This window comes from Bradyrhizobium sp. Mp27 (genome assembly GCF_029953005.1).
Taxonomy (GTDB): Bacteria; Pseudomonadota; Alphaproteobacteria; order Rhizobiales; family Xanthobacteraceae; genus Bradyrhizobium; species Bradyrhizobium barranii.
Map to the genome: position 1 here is coordinate 1 of NZ_JASAUS010000172.1, position 13,878 is coordinate 13,878.

Below are 13,878 nucleotides of genomic sequence, written 5' to 3' on the forward strand. Positions count from 1 at the left end.
CGCCCTCCCGACGCAACGACAAAACCGTAAAGCCCCGCGTTCAGCATAACCCGGCAGGAATCCACTTAAATCCAGCGGGGCGCTGTCCAAACAACCGGGGCCAGCTCTTTCCAGCGCTTTGCGGCTGCCCCGATCAGGAGATTGCGACCTACTGCGCCTGCCTGGTGCAGCGGGTTCCAGAACGCTCGGACAGAGGCGGAACCACCTGTATTTTGAATGCCTATGATCGAGTTGACGTAAAGTGCGTGATTTGGCGGCGCATGCTGAACTTGAATCTGGTCAAGCTTCACCTCCAGTTCTTCAGCGAGAAGCATCGAGAGCGACGTGTAGACCCCCTGTCCCATCTCGACCATCGGCATGACCAGCGTCACGGCGCCGGTTGGATTGATCCGTACAAAGCCATTCGGCGCGAAAGTACCCGCGACCTCGTTTTCGACCACCTGCGAAAGAGGCGCCGCGAAGACGGAGCTCGTGCTGGCGCCGGTCAGCGAAAAGCCGAGCAGCAAACCTGTGCCCTGAAGGAAGGCGCGCCGTGACACGCCTGTTTCTTCGGCGACCTGCTCCCTCAAAATCGGTCCATTCATGATCTCAAACTCCAGCAGCCAGCCTGATCGCGGCGCGGATGCGCTGATAGGTGCCGCATCGGCAGACATTCCCCGACATGGCGGCGTCGATGTCGTCATCCGTCGGCTTCGGCATGTCTTTCAGGAGCGCCGCGCCGACATGATCTGGCCGGATTGGCAGTAACCGCACTGCACCACCTCGAGCTCCAACCACGCCTTTTGCAAGGCCGCGCCCTGCGGCGTCCGGCCGACCGCCTCGATCGTGGTGACCGCGCTGTCCCCAACGCTGTCGATCGTTGTCTGACAGGAGCGGACCGCCTGGCCGTCGACATGCACAGTGCAGGCGCCGCACAGCGCCTGGCCGCAGCCGAACTTGGTTCCGGTCATGCCGAGCACATCGCGCAGCACCCACAGCAGTGGAACGTCACCGTCGACATCGACTTTATGGGGTGTACCGTTGATTTTCAACGTGAATGCCATGCGTGCCTCCTGAGCGCGTTGGGAGTGAGGAGTGAGTGGGCAGGCACCCACGCATTGGTAGTCCTCGACAGGATCAAGTCGCCCGATACGGCCTATTCCGGCAGATGCGACGGATTGAGGTTGCGACGGGCGTTACTCGATGAATCTCCGATAGCGACGCCCATTGATCGCAGCGCGGGACGAAATCTTCCAATAGCCGGCATGTATGGTTTCCATAGCAGCGGGGAATACTGCTGCGATGGTGCTGTCCGCCAAAGGCATCACACTGCGCGGCGGGCGGGCACGGGCTCATTCAGCTTCGACAATTGCTTCCAAGAGCGAAAGTGATGCGCGCATTTGGCGCATTGATCGGCGGCGCGAGCGTTATGAACGAGCTCGCGCATGCGCACCAACGCGAAGGGCTAATAAAGAGGAAGTGAGTAAGCGTCGATAATGATTGATTTGTACCGATCCGTCGAAATAACGCAGATGGTCGAATGACAAGTAACTCCACGAACAGGTCGATTGATGTCAGACATCTTGAAGAAAATCGAAGCCTATAAGCGCGAGGAGATTGCCGCCTCCAAGCGTGCTCATTCCCTCGCGAGCATCGATGCACGCGCCAAGGCGGCAGCGCCACCGCGCGGCTTCGTCCGCGCGATCAAGGAAAAGCAAGGCGGCGGTGACCATGCGCTGATTGCTGAGATCAAGAAGGCTTCGCCATCGAAGGGTCTCATCCGCGCCGATTTCGATCCGCCGGCCCTGGCAAAGGCGTACGAGGCCGGGGGCGCGGCATGCCTCTCGGTGCTGACCGATACTCCGTCGTTCCAGGGCATCTCGACTTCATGGTCGCGGCGCGCGCGGCGACGTCGCTCCCGGTGCTGCGTAAGGATTTCATGTTCGACACCTATCAGGTCGTCGAAGCCCGCGCTCACGGCGCCGACTGCATCCTGATCATCATGGCCGCGCTCGATGACGCCGCCGCCAAAGATATTGAGGACGCCGCCATCGCGCTTCAGATGGATGTGCTGGTCGAGATCCACGACCGAGCCGAACTCGAGCGGGCGCTGAAACTCCGCTCGCCGATGGTCGGCGTCAACAATCGCAATCTCCGTACCTTCGAGACCACGCTCGCGACCAGCGAGGCGCTAGCGCCGCTTATCCCGGAGGAGCGACTGATGGTCGGGGAAAGCGGTATCTTCACGCCGGACGATCTGGCCAGGCTTGAGCGTGTGGGAATGTCGACCTTTCTGGTTGGCGAGAGCCTGATGCGTCAGCCCGATGTGACGGCGGCAACCCGCGCGCTGCTGGTGCGGGACACGCCGGCGACGGCGGCGGGAATACATTCCCGCCGAGTCGCGCCATCCTCTCAATAAGCGACCGCATAAGGCCGCGCCGGAATGCCTGTGCGCCTTCCTTCGATCATCTGCAACGCCGTATGACGGCGCCCTTGAGATGGTCTCGCAAGGGAGGACTCGGATGCGCCGTCGGCGCGATATTGTCCTCGAACAGCCGGGGCAGCCAATTTTGCGGCTAGAAAGACGGACAGCTACGTCAGGGTCAAGCTGATGACCACCGCGCCAATGGCAACAGCTCTAACGTCCCAGTACTCGCCGGACGCAAAGCATTCTGATTTCGTTGGTTTGGTGTAGTTGCTCAGCACTCGGGGGATCAATGGAGCCGAGAGTCTCGATACTAAACTTCGCTTCCAACTCTGACGCCATACAGATGCAAATCTGAAAGCAAACGTCCGTCGAAAAGCCGCCTTGCTGCGCGCAACCGTTTCGGCACGCTGAGAGAAACTGCGGTCGCCATTCTGCAGCCGTGGCGATTGTTATAAAATTGACAGCAGCTATCGTCAGAGCAGGGAGAAACGCGGGCATTGCTTCGCTTCCTTTTTTTAAGTTTGCTGAGGGGCTGCTCTAATTTGACTCCATCTTTTTCGCCTCTACCAATACCCAGCTACTTGCGTAGTTGTCCCCTGAAGCGGAACCACAAATGACCGATCAGTGATAGGACTATGGCGGCCACAATGATCGGGAGCCAAATCGACGTGGTTATGATGAACAAGGATATGATCACGACACGTCCAAAGACCGATTCGCTGACCGGATTCTTAAGACGAGCGAAATAGGCGTAGACAATAAAGATGGTGGCCGGCACCATCCACGCGGCGACAAGCACCAGTAACAGGTCAACAAGTTGGCTGGCATAATGGTGCATGAGCGCACCTCCTGACAGCGTCGGCGCGAATTGCTGTCACCGCTGCGAGAGATGCGGTGATTGTCGACGATAATTGGTCTTTGTTCGCGTTGGTGGGCATCTGCACGCTCGGCATCGCTGTCACGGCCGGTGCCCAAACTCTTGCGAGCCCGCAGCCTTCGATTCGCCTGAGCTAGGACCTCTCAACGCGCGCTCGTTGAGATGGCTCGGGCAAGGGCTCGTCCAATGCAATCATAACCATCGGCGGTGTTGTGCAATCCGTCCCACGTTACAAGCGCGCTTTGCGCGACTCCGGCACTGACCGAGTTTCGCATCAGCGCAAAACGAGAGAATAGCCCGACCCGTTCCTGTTTTGCGACATCGATGATGATGTCCTCCATCGTCGAATAGCCAGCTGAGGCGAGCACCTGTGGCGCATATTGCAGATCCATCAGCACGACATCGGCAGACCCCGCCTTAAGTGCCCTTACCCCTTCAACAACGTTTCTTTTGAGCCCTTGATCCGGCCGGCCACCCCAGGCGACGTCATTAGTACCTAATTGCCAGATAACGAGATCAGGCGTGTGCGCGAAAACGTCACGCTCGAACCGCGCGATGTTGTTCGGAATCGTATCGCCGACTCGACCGCTGTTGATGACCTCGATCGTTGCGTTGGATCTAAGCCTCGAGAGTTCTCGGCGCATCACCTGCGGATATGTGGCCGCGGACCGAAGTACCCAGAGCCCCACGGTCGACGATGATCCGATCGCGACAATCTTTAGCGGCGCACCAGATCTTAAGCGCGCCGCCGTGCGGGGCAATTGTGCGCCCAGCGAAACATCCAAATTTGCAGCAAGGCATCTCTCGCCAGATGATGCCCCGTCCTGCGCTTGAGAGGGCGCTGTGCTGGACAAACCGACAATCACGGCAGCACCGATCGACGCTATTGTTCGAGCGGCTCGGCTTACGCATGGCAGAACAAATCGACCCATGTTCCCCAATAACTGGTCGATTCTCTCTTGACAACCCTTGGCTTCAAACGTCTGTTTTTGATTGCAGGTCGATTGACGCGTGGGGAGCGAGCAGCACGTATGAGTCCGGGAATAAGACAATGTCCGGCAAGCCTGTAGCGAAACGGTTGGTATTTCATATCGGCGGCTATGATCCAATCACGTCGCATACCAGCGCGCAACGACGCTTTGTGCGCGAAATTGCGAGGTTCCAAGGTACTTGGTCAGTGAAAGCGGCCGTTGACGGTTTCTATGATGCCGCCGACCAGATACGATGGAATGTGACGACAACTGGCCCCGATTGGCTCGTCGAAACCGATTACCGTCTGGTCCGATGGCACGACGTAATTGAGGCCTTCGGGCGTCGAAGCATCGGCTCACGCATTTCCGTCGGCATTCTAACGTTTCTGGATTTCGTTTTGACCGGCACTCTTTGGCGTTACTTGCAGACCAATTGGCGCTACGCACTTTTCTTTCTCTATCCATTCGTTACGTTCGGATTGCTTATCGCTGCCGCCTTTTTGATTGGCGTGGCTGCATTGAAGATCACCGGATCGATTCCCGTTGCTACCGGCGGCGGCCTCTTCGGGCTCGCAGCCGTGTTGGCGGGGCCGTGGCGCTGGCTGCACCTGGGCGACTTGTTCGACGATTGGATTTTTTCTTGCGAGTACATTCGATTCGGTAATTCGGAAATAGAGAAAAGGCTGGACAGATTGGCCGCCGAACTCGTGGCTGCGGCGAGCAACTCTGCCGCAGACGAAATCTTGGTCATAGCGCACAGTCTTGGCGCCGTACTTGCGGTTGATCTGCTTGATCGCGCCTTGAAGCAGGACCCTGAACTCGGTCGGAATAAAACTCCCGTCACGTTCTTGAGCGTTGGATCATCCATACTCAAAGTCGGCCTGCACCCGAAAGCAACACGCTTTCGCGTGACGATGGAGCGCGTCGCCAAGTCGCGCGCGATCTTCTGGGGCGATTATCAGGCCCTCGTCGACCCGTTGAACTTTTACAAGAGCCGGCCGATGGCCGAAATGGGCTTGTCGACAGAGAACGAAGCGACCGTCAGGGTCGTGAGATTCAGTCGAATGCTCGACGACGAGATCTATCGACGCATCCGCCTCCACTTCTTCCGTTTGCACAACCAGTTCGTCAGCGGAAATGACAAGCGAACATCGTATGACTACTTCATGCTGACTTGCGGACCTATTTCAGCCAAATCCCAGACGCTCGCCCCGGATGGCGCCGTGTCGATGATCGCTGACGACGGAGGACTGATTGCGAGCGCGGCGCCGTCGGAGGACGAACTGCCAAGTCGTCCGGGCGCGGCGGCCTGATTCAAATGACGCCCACTATTTCGAAAATCATTTTCGTTGCCTTGGCGATCGGCTGGTACCTCATACGCTACAAGTACGCGCGGCGTTCCCGCCGTGCGAGGATTGTGCGGAGCGCTCGCGGCCCGCTGGAAATTGCCCTCCTGCTTACATCTCTTTCGGGACTCGGACTTGTTCCGCTTGTCTACGTAGCGACAGGAATGCCTCGTTTCGCAGATCACAGCTTTTATCCCTGGTTGGCTTGGCTGGGGTCTTTCTTTGCGATCGCGGCTTTGAGCGTGTTTCACCTGACACATCGTGCACTCGGCCGGAATTGGTCGGTAAGTCTCGACGTGCGGGAGAACCATGAACTCGTGACGGAAGGGATTTACCGGAGAGTTCGACACCCGATGTATTCGGCATTTTGGCTGTGGGCTATCGCCCAGGCATTGCTGCTGCCGAATTGGATTGCCGGTTTGGCGGGCCTGGCCGGCTTCGGGGTCTTGTTCTTTGGCCGCGTCGCAAGGGAAGAGCGAATGATGTTGCAGACGTTTGGCGACAGCTATCGCGATTATATGGCGCGGACCGGTCGGGTCTTCCCGTGGATACTCTGAGGTAGGTCCCGCCACGTCTCGACCTGTGGTACCCAGGAGACCGATTTGGAACCAGCCGCCTCAATTTGCGTGCCATTTCCGCAACATACGGCAGAAAAAGCGGTCGAAGCCGCGTCTATTCGTTGGTGCCGTGGCGAGTGTCGGGTTATTCCTAAGCGTGTCAGGTGAATCCAATCGTTCCCGAACAATGGTGAGAACCGATGTTGAAATTCGTTGTCCTTGGAATCGCTACTTTGGCTTTCGTGGGAACCGCAGCTGCTGCGGACCTGCCACGGCCTCAGCCGGTTGCCGCCGCGGCGCCGGTTGGCAAAGCCCCGATCGGCAAATATCCCGTGGGTAAGAGCCCCGTGGGCAAATACCCGGTCGCTGCCCCGGCTCCGTTGGTGACCAAGGGTTGATCTGACTATCCATTCGTACGCCAGCGGCGTTCGTTTGGGGTAGCAGACTACCTGTGTCATCGGATCTTGGATCCAAGAGGATTCGAAGATGGGAGTGATTCGGAAATATCCGGGTCTAGAGCTTCTTGCAAAGGCCGCCATGCTGGCGGCCTTTGTAGGCTTGGGGACCGGGATCAGTAGCGCGCAACCAGTTGTGGCGCGTACCGACCAGCCGCAACGGGACGCTCTCCCCAGTTCGGCGACGAAGCATGCGGCGAGCATGGCTGCTGCTACGCCGGCGATAACCGATGTAAAGCCAGCTCGAAGAGCTGCCGCCACCGGTCCCTACTACGTTGATTTTCGTGCCCGCACGGCAGCAACGTACGGTCATGCATTCGTCTGGTACGGAAAGACGAGCGAGAAGAAGGTCGAGGTCGCTGGTCTGGCTCCGGCCGGCGACGAGGTACCCTATCTCCTGGGACACATCATGTTTGTCCCCTCTGAGACGGGTGCGACCTACGGTGATCTTGACGAGCAATATCTGACGGCCAGCTATCGCGTCTATTTGTCTGAGGCAGACGCCAAGAAGGTCTTTGCTTATATCAAGCGCCAGCAGGAGTCTTCGCCGCTCTGGAATGCAGCAACGACAAACTGTACTGCCTTTATCGGCCGCATAGCGACGTTCATGGGCCTCAACGCTCCGTTTCATCTGCTGAAGCCTGAGGAATACGTCAACAAACTCAGAGATCTGAACGGAGGGCGAAAAACGGTGCAGCTTGAACCCGGTCGGGGCTAGATCCTCAGGTTGAGTTCATCCAGTTTTCCGCGCGTCAGGATGGGTGTGAGGTCTTCAAAACATTCAAGCGAGCTTGTTCTTTGAGGATGCGGTTCGATACGACCAACCTTCGTGGGCTGCCTCACCTGGTTGATGAATAGGCCGGGAGATCATGGGAACGTCCGTGGCGCTGCGCTGCAAGGCAGCTCCACCTCCGCTTGGTCGTAGCTAAGCTCTTGTTGGAAACCGTTCCGAGTTCCGAGGGTGAAGTCCTCCTTGGCGTAGTTGAGCAAGGTTCGCAGAACTTGTCGTCGCAGACGAAGATCACCGCTTAGGCCACGGTTCTGCGTCCAGGCCGAGCACCTACATCAATCGACCAGTGCGCGTCGCGTACGCGGCGGGATAATAGACGCTCTCCGTGCCGAATCGAGATCTGTACATCAGCACGCTTGTCGCCGCCTATGGCGATCCGCGATCATGATCGCGGTGTAGCCGACCTTTGCAGCGGTCACAGCGCGGAAAGCTGCGTGTTATCAAATCGAAAAGCGCTCCTTCAGCTCTGTGGAAATGGAAGAGCTGAGTTCACGTCGCTCGCATTCGAGCGCGATGGATCAGGCGCATTTTTTGAGCTAAGCCGTCTGAGCCGCCTGGAACGGCGCGGGCGGCCGCTCTCTTGCAGCATACTCAATGCCTGCAAGCTATCGCGCCGGTATTCGGGGGACGCGGATGCGGGTCCATATGATTGTTGCCGGCCTTATCCTAGCGATCATGGGGAAGGCCAGTGCCACGGTTGTCGATAAGGGAACCGACGCGCAAAAGTCTTGCGAGCTGCTTGTCAAGAGCTCGCTTCGCAGTCAGGACGAAGCTCGGTCCGCAGGCGCATGTGAGGGGATGATCGAGACCGCGATGATCTTTTCGCCAAATCTGCCCGCTGACGTGCGTGCATGCCCCCCCGCGCAAGGCAGCCCTTTGCAAAGTGCGAAGGTTTTTCTGCAGTATCTTGATAACAATCCGGATCGAGCGAATGAACCGGGGATCACCGTCGCGATCGAAGCATTCAGGGATGCTTGGCCCTGCCGCGGGGACGATGCCGGGACTGGACTGAAAAAGCGTGCCCCAAAAAAATCCAAATAGAACGCGTATCTGCGGATACTGATACTAGTCTTGCGGCCGGCGATGTTCGCGTCAGGCCTGATTGATTCGCAATGAACTACCGCCGAGGTGCGCGAACTGAACCGCAGTGCACACCTCCACAACCAGTACTCAGACACCTTATCGACGAGCGAAACGAACCATTGAGCCCCGATAAATAGCGGGGCATTGTGCCATCAACGCCCGGGCTGGAACACCATGACAATCCCCTGCCGCGTCCTGATGATCTATCCGAAGTTCGTTCCGAATTCGTTTTGGAACTATGCGGAGGCCTGCGAACTCGTCGGCGCGAAGTATCCAACGGCGCCACTCGGCCTGATCACCGTCGCCGCTATGTTGCCGAAGCATTGGGACATCCGGCTCGTCAACCGCAATACCGAAGCGTTGACGGATGCGGACCTCGATTGGGCCGATCTTGTGATGATCGGCGGCATGCTCAACCAGCAGCCTGATGCCATCTACCTGATCGATCTCGCCCACCTGCGCGGCAAGCCAGTATGTGTTGGTGGGCCGGACGTCTCCTCCAGCCCGCATCTTTACGCGGACGCTGACTTTCAGGTGATCGGCGAGGCCGAGCATGTCATCGAGCAGTTCATCGCCGCCTGGGAAAGCGGCGAACGCAAGGGCGTGTTCATCGCCGAGAAATTCAAGATAGATGTCACGCTGAGCCCGATGCCTCGCTACGATCTTCTCAACTTCGATCACTATCTATACATCGGCTTGCAGTATTCGCGTGGCTGCCCGTTCACCTGCGAGTTCTGCGATATTATCGAGCTGTATGGTCGCGTGCCGCGTACCAAGACCAACGATCAGATTCTCGCAGAGTTGCAGGCGCTCTACGATCACGGTTATCGCGGGCATGTTGATTTCGTCGACGACAATTTCATCGGCAACAAGAAGAACCTCCGCACCCTGATGCCGCGGCTCAAAGCCTGGCTGGAAGACCACGACTATCCATTCGAGTTCTCAACCGAAGCCTCGATCAACATCGCGGACGACAGCGAGCTGTTGCAGGCAATGAAGGATGCGAACTTCTTCGCGATCTTCGTCGGCATCGAGAGCCCGGATCCCGAGACGCTCGTGCAGATGAAGAAGAAGCAGAACACCAGGCGCAACATCGCCGAGTGCATTCACAAGATTTACGGCTACGGCATGTTCGTCACCGCTGGCTTCATCGTCGGGTTCGATAGCGAAAATGCCTCGATAGGGCAGGCAATGGCCGACCTCATCGAGGAGGCGAGCATTCCAGTCTCCATCGTTGGACTGCTTTATGCGCTGCCTGGGACGCAGCTTACACGGCGGTTGGCCGCGGAAGGCCGCTTGCACCAGGGCCATGACCTCATGAACGTCGAGCAGATGGGCGATCAGTGCACGCTCGGCTGTAATTTCGATACCAAGCGTCCGCTTCGTGACATCCTTGCGGATTACAAGGCCGTGCTCGGGTACGTCTACAGTCCGGCAGCATATGCAGGACGGCTGTCGCGTCTCGCAGCCATGCTCGACCGGTCCGACCGGCGACGCGATCTGCCGGATGGCGATGTGCGCAAGAGGCTTGGCGGCATCGACAGCGTACACAAGATCATGCGGGCCCTGCCGAAGGTTCGCGAGCCGTTCTGGAAGACCTTCGTCGAAGTCGCGGAGACCAATCCGGGCGCGCTACGGTACATCGTGATGCTGATGGCGTTGTACATGCACCTCGGGCCGTTCTCGGAGCGCGTGATCGGCGAGATTGACCGCCGCATTGCCGAGCTGGACGATGTACCTCCACTAAGGGCTACCACAGTCAGTCAAGTGCTACCTTCAGCGACGGTGTAGCCACAGCCACTGATCGGGATATTCGCGGATCCAGCCCTCGATGACCGATGTGACCGCCTGCATCGTACCCTGAATGTCGATTTGTCCCCCGGCATAGCGGACCGGCTTCACTTCTTCAGACCGTTCGCCACGAAAGCGCTGTCCGGGCAGACGGATAATGCGCACGCCATGAATCGGGCACTCAATCTGCCGCAGCAGCCGGGCAAGCATCGGATTGGCCCTGGTCTTGCGGCCGAAGAAAGTGACCTCGACGCCGTTGGTCAGATACTGGTCGACCAGCATTCCAACGTGCTGGCCACTTTTAAGGGCCTCGGCAAGTCTTAAGGGCGCGTCACGACCCGCTCGGGTCCTCGCTAGTCCTCAAGCCAGACACTCATGCCCGGCTCAAGGTCTGTCGACTCTCCCTTGGGATCGAGGCGCAGGCGCAGCGTGTTGCGGTCATGATCGCCAATGACACGCTCCGCCTGCCGGGTGGCAAAGTAAGTGTTTCGAGGCCGTCGGGGGCAGCCTTGACCCGAAGGCGACTTTCAACGTCTGGAGTGATTTCCAGCTTCTGTCTGATCTTCGGATGCTAGCCGGGGAAGTCGCGGAACTCCTTGACGAGATTGAACGGAATTTTCCACCCGGCGCCTCCCCCGCGCATCAGCATCTTGATGTCTTCCGCCCTGTTTTCTTTTCTGGTTTTCGGATCGGTCTCCAGCGTGTGGCCTTGGCTGTCCCAAGGTTTGGTCGCGCTCTTCGAGTAGTAGCCGAGAAAATGGCCGGATTCATGGGCAGACGTGTTAGGCCCGCGTTGCGAGCTGATGAAGGCAAGGTCCAGCCCTCGAGCAAACGAGCCATTGGCGGGGCCGCCATTGGACCAAACCTTATCGACGCAGAAAATGGTTAGATGGGCGCCCTGAACTTTGTGTTTGACGAAGAAGCCCTTCAGTTTTTCGACGTCGATCACATCGGTCAAGGTCGCTAGGCTCGCATCCTTCATGCCAGTTGCATTGGCGAGCTCCTGTTTGACGGCAGCCTGCGAGTCGTCGATGACCAGCCAGTCGCTTGGCACCCGCTCGAAGCGGATGTTGGCCTGTGGCCTCCATATATTGTTCATCGTCAGCAATTCATCTTGCTCGTTGCAGGGCTTCTTGGCGTGAAACGCCGGAGCGCCGCCACCCCCCGGAATCATGACATTGCGGAACGCCACCTTGATCTTGATTTCCGGCAGCACGACGACATTGAGCTTGGCTTCGATCTTCCGGCCGGCCGATCGGGCCACCACCTCCAGGCCGGGAAAACCAATCGGCTTAATCCGGCCATTGATTTCGAAAAAACGTGCATCGCCATTGAAGGTGGCGGGAAGTGACGCCGCCCTGAGCTGCGGATCGATATCGGGTTTGGAGAAGGTGTCTCTGGCCTGCATGACGCGTCTAAGGGTATCGGCGCCATCGATCTCCTTGATCCCGAGGGCATGGGCGTTAGGATCGACTTTGAGCTTTCTTCCGGGATCGATCAGCGCCACGATGTTGGAGCCGCCGAACGGCACCACCATGCCCGGCGGGTTGCGGCGCTCATCGATGCCGGAGCGGCGGAAAACCTCTTGAAAGGCGGCCATGTCTGGTTCTCCTGTCTTAGTTCGGTCCGTCAACGCGAAATTTTGCGCGCGGAAATGAGAGCCTCGCTCGGCGGCGGGAACACAATCTGGCCGGCCCCCGATGAAGAAAATTTCGGCGGCGAAGTTTCATGGCCAGTCCCTCCGCAACAATTGGGCACGGACGACAATAGGCGTAGCCTACTCCGCTTTCCGGAGAACGCGGAAGGCCAATCAATGTCCGCTAATGGCCCTGTTGGGGGCGCCCGCACCTCGCCTTTGAACTTCCCCGACCGCTCACGTCACTACTAGTCATAGCCGTGGTGGGAGCCGACGCTCCCTCCAGTGCTTAGGTTTGGGCAGGCCACGCCAGCAACGGGAGAAATTGCCATGGGACGCGCGCCGCAGCCACTGCCGCAATACACGCCCCCGGGCCCGGTGGAACAGATGCCGAATATGGCGACGCAACCGAAGTGCTCGCCGCTTGCCAAGGTTCACAGCGCCGCCGTCTTTCCCTACGTGGCCAATGAAGTCGCGACGTCCCGCACCGAGGTCGGCCATCTCGGTGTGGACGTCAGCCTGGTCCCGCCGGCCGGCATCTGCCAATATCTCATCATCTGGGATTTCGGCGTCGACTGGCGGCATCTCAAGAACATCGCCAAGCGCGATCCGCTGTTGGCAGCGCAGCTAATCCGATTCGAAACCGACAAGTCGTTGCAGTTCCAGATCGTCGGATACAGCGACAGCACCGGCGGCGAACGGAACAACAGCTTCCTGCGCACGGGCCGGGCCAAGAACGTCTTTCACCTGTTCGGCCCAAGCGCCCGCTCGCGCGTTTTCTCCGTCAAGCCCGCTTCACTCTACGAGTATCTGAAGGACAACACGACCGTGATGAACAGGGCCGCCAATCGCGCTGTGGTCGTCGAAATCTTCGGTGGCGGCGGCGGGACGATCTAGCCGCCTTCCACAACGCGAACGGAGGGTCGGGCGGCTCCTATTGGTGCAGTACAGCGTTTCAGCGCTTGCGGGGCCTGGCCGGACCACTATTGCTCGACCACGCAAGGGAGGTAGGTCATGCCACTGACCGAAGGCGACGTCCTGGACACACTCAGTGACTCGGTAGCGCTCGGCATCGAGTTCTACGTCGACAAGATCCATATCAAGGGCGAATACTTGACGACAGTTCGCGATCACATTCGTGCCGGCAATATATTGGTGAAGGGCGGCACTCAGGATCTCGCCTTCTACGATCAGGCTACGGATGTTCTGTTGACGCAGAAGAAGTCGCCGCCCGCAAATGATAGCGATCGGGCGCTGCTCCTGCACGAGTGCGTCCACGCCATGATCGACGTCTATGATCCTGACGGCGCTGTTACGCGCCACATGGGCGAACTGGCGGCCTACCTCACTCAAACCACATATAGCGTTCGCAAGAATCCGTCGTCTAATCGCAACGGCACCGCCCCCTGGGATAAATTCTGGGGCGACCTCTACGCCACGGTGCGCGCCAATAAGCTCGACACCAGCGCGGGCAACGGCGTCCGGATCCCGTCGGCGACGCTCGAAAATCTACGCCGGCAACTCGCAGCGCTGCCTTTTGTGAACTATGGAAAATTCACAAAAGAAGCGACGGGCGTATCGGATGGGCTGACCCGCAGGAACTTATTTCTGTCGAGCGATGAACCCGTGTCCATGCGATCATCGAGCGTTTCCCACGAAACTTATGTTGATCCGAGCGACGACTATTTGGTGCGCACCCTGATGGAGGCCTACGCGAGCGCCGATGTTAAAGGGTATGGCAGCCGACTGCGCCGGCTACGCCGTGATTTTCTCTATTGCTCGCTGTCTCGCGCTCATGAGCTCCAGAGGAGATTTTCGGTGCGCAAGCGTGGAGACCGGCTCTCCGAACTGTTTCACCCCCGTGGGTCGGTCAAAATCCCCCGGGTATGGTCACTTGAAACTCCCCCACCTGATGATCGCCGTCAGCGCCGCTGAACAGCAGTAGCCGGTCAGGCAGGACGTTTA

At 58.5% G+C, this 13,878-nt stretch carries 11 protein-coding genes and 3 pseudogenes; 8 read left to right on the forward strand and 6 right to left on the reverse strand.

Annotated features, from left to right (window positions below; genetic code table 11):
• Nucleotides 1-65: 65 nt before the first annotated feature.
• Nucleotides 66-683, reverse strand: coding sequence for a molybdopterin cofactor-binding domain-containing protein (locus QJT78_RS43085; protein WP_281460614.1), 618 nt, complete (start codon nucleotides 681-683; stop codon nucleotides 66-68).
• A pseudogene (locus QJT78_RS43090) lies at nucleotides 589-1,043 on the reverse strand ((2Fe-2S)-binding protein). Before QJT78_RS43090 ends, QJT78_RS43085 begins: the two are co-directional and overlap by 95 nt.
• A 507-nt stretch (nucleotides 1,044-1,550) precedes the next feature.
• On the opposite strand from QJT78_RS43090, the pseudogene trpC reads away from it, so the two are divergent.
• Nucleotides 1,551-2,398, forward strand: a pseudogene (trpC, locus tag QJT78_RS43095) (indole-3-glycerol phosphate synthase TrpC).
• 586 nt (nucleotides 2,399-2,984) lie between these two features.
• On the opposite strand, the gene QJT78_RS43100 reads toward trpC, so the two are convergent.
• Nucleotides 2,985-3,245 (reverse strand): hypothetical protein, encoded by a 261-nt coding sequence (locus QJT78_RS43100; RefSeq protein ID WP_028153860.1) that lies wholly within the window; start codon nucleotides 3,243-3,245, stop codon nucleotides 2,985-2,987.
• A 182-nt stretch (nucleotides 3,246-3,427) separates the two neighbouring features.
• The gene (locus QJT78_RS43105) at nucleotides 3,428-4,150 is read right to left on the reverse strand and encodes an SGNH/GDSL hydrolase family protein (protein ID WP_240537788.1); all 723 of its coding nucleotides are present in this window, start codon (nucleotides 4,148-4,150) and stop codon (nucleotides 3,428-3,430) included.
• A gap of 185 nt (nucleotides 4,151-4,335) precedes the next feature.
• Between QJT78_RS43105 and QJT78_RS43110 the strand changes: the two genes are divergently transcribed.
• The 5 genes from QJT78_RS43110 to QJT78_RS43130 all read left to right on the forward strand — a co-directional run bounded on the left by QJT78_RS43110 (nucleotide 4,336) and on the right by QJT78_RS43130 (nucleotide 10,277).
• Nucleotides 4,336-5,568 carry a hypothetical protein gene (locus QJT78_RS43110; RefSeq protein WP_157790255.1) on the forward strand — a complete coding sequence of 411 codons (1,233 nt, stop codon included), beginning with the start codon at nucleotides 4,336-4,338 and terminating at the stop codon, nucleotides 5,566-5,568.
• A gap of 5 nt (nucleotides 5,569-5,573) precedes the next feature.
• Nucleotides 5,574-6,158 (forward strand): protein-S-isoprenylcysteine O-methyltransferase, encoded by a 585-nt coding sequence (locus QJT78_RS43115; protein WP_028153863.1) that lies wholly within the window; start codon nucleotides 5,574-5,576, stop codon nucleotides 6,156-6,158.
• A 486-nt stretch (nucleotides 6,159-6,644) separates the two neighbouring features.
• On the forward strand, nucleotides 6,645-7,331 hold the full coding sequence (locus tag QJT78_RS43120) for a hypothetical protein (RefSeq protein WP_028153864.1): 687 nt from the start codon (nucleotides 6,645-6,647) through the stop codon (nucleotides 7,329-7,331).
• A gap of 717 nt (nucleotides 7,332-8,048) precedes the next feature.
• Nucleotides 8,049-8,444 carry a Rap1a/Tai family immunity protein gene (locus tag QJT78_RS43125; RefSeq protein WP_155258172.1) on the forward strand — a complete coding sequence of 132 codons (396 nt, stop codon included), beginning with the start codon at nucleotides 8,049-8,051 and terminating at the stop codon, nucleotides 8,442-8,444.
• Between the two features lie 216 nt (nucleotides 8,445-8,660).
• The gene (locus QJT78_RS43130; protein ID WP_028153866.1) at nucleotides 8,661-10,277 is read left to right on the forward strand and encodes a B12-binding domain-containing radical SAM protein; all 1,617 of its coding nucleotides are present in this window, start codon (nucleotides 8,661-8,663) and stop codon (nucleotides 10,275-10,277) included.
• Here the strand turns inward: QJT78_RS43130 and QJT78_RS43135 are convergent.
• Nucleotides 10,263-10,619: pseudogene (locus tag QJT78_RS43135) on the reverse strand (lipid A biosynthesis lauroyl acyltransferase); the annotation flags it as partial. The gene QJT78_RS43130 and the pseudogene QJT78_RS43135 sit on opposite strands and share 15 nt — an antisense overlap.
• A gap of 229 nt (nucleotides 10,620-10,848) precedes the next feature.
• Complete coding sequence (locus QJT78_RS43140) at nucleotides 10,849-11,877, reverse strand: hypothetical protein (RefSeq protein WP_038945141.1); 1,029 nt, start codon at nucleotides 11,875-11,877, stop codon at nucleotides 10,849-10,851.
• A gap of 366 nt (nucleotides 11,878-12,243) precedes the next feature.
• Between QJT78_RS43140 and QJT78_RS43145 the strand changes: the two genes are divergently transcribed.
• Nucleotides 12,244-12,810: a hypothetical protein gene (locus QJT78_RS43145; RefSeq protein ID WP_028150755.1), complete on the forward strand. Its 567-nt coding sequence runs from the start codon at nucleotides 12,244-12,246 to the stop codon at nucleotides 12,808-12,810.
• A gap of 117 nt (nucleotides 12,811-12,927) precedes the next feature.
• Nucleotides 12,928-13,848, forward strand: a complete 921-nt coding sequence (locus tag QJT78_RS43150; protein ID WP_281460615.1) for a hypothetical protein — start codon at nucleotides 12,928-12,930, stop codon at nucleotides 13,846-13,848.
• Nucleotides 13,849-13,878: the final 30 nt, after the last annotated feature.

What these genes read in the sequence shown, in the direction of transcription:
- QJT78_RS43085 (WP_281460614.1), bottom strand. Translation starts at nt 683, where the DNA reads ATGACGACATCGACGCCGCCATGTCGGGGAATGTCTGCCGATGCGGCA.
- QJT78_RS43100 (WP_028153860.1), bottom strand. Translation starts at nt 3,245, where the DNA reads ATGCACCATTATGCCAGCCAACTTGTTGACCTGTTACTGGTGCTTGTC.
- QJT78_RS43110 (WP_157790255.1), top strand. Translation starts at nt 4,336, where the DNA reads ATGTCCGGCAAGCCTGTAGCGAAACGGTTGGTATTTCATATCGGCGGC.
- QJT78_RS43115 (WP_028153863.1), top strand. Translation starts at nt 5,574, where the DNA reads ATGACGCCCACTATTTCGAAAATCATTTTCGTTGCCTTGGCGATCGGC.
- QJT78_RS43120 (WP_028153864.1), top strand. Translation starts at nt 6,645, where the DNA reads ATGGGAGTGATTCGGAAATATCCGGGTCTAGAGCTTCTTGCAAAGGCC.
- QJT78_RS43125 (WP_155258172.1), top strand. Translation starts at nt 8,049, where the DNA reads ATGATTGTTGCCGGCCTTATCCTAGCGATCATGGGGAAGGCCAGTGCC.
- QJT78_RS43130 (WP_028153866.1), top strand. Translation starts at nt 8,661, where the DNA reads ATGACAATCCCCTGCCGCGTCCTGATGATCTATCCGAAGTTCGTTCCG.
- QJT78_RS43140 (WP_038945141.1), bottom strand. Translation starts at nt 11,877, where the DNA reads ATGGCCGCCTTTCAAGAGGTTTTCCGCCGCTCCGGCATCGATGAGCGC.
- QJT78_RS43145 (WP_028150755.1), top strand. Translation starts at nt 12,244, where the DNA reads ATGGGACGCGCGCCGCAGCCACTGCCGCAATACACGCCCCCGGGCCCG.
- QJT78_RS43150 (WP_281460615.1), top strand. Translation starts at nt 12,928, where the DNA reads ATGCCACTGACCGAAGGCGACGTCCTGGACACACTCAGTGACTCGGTA.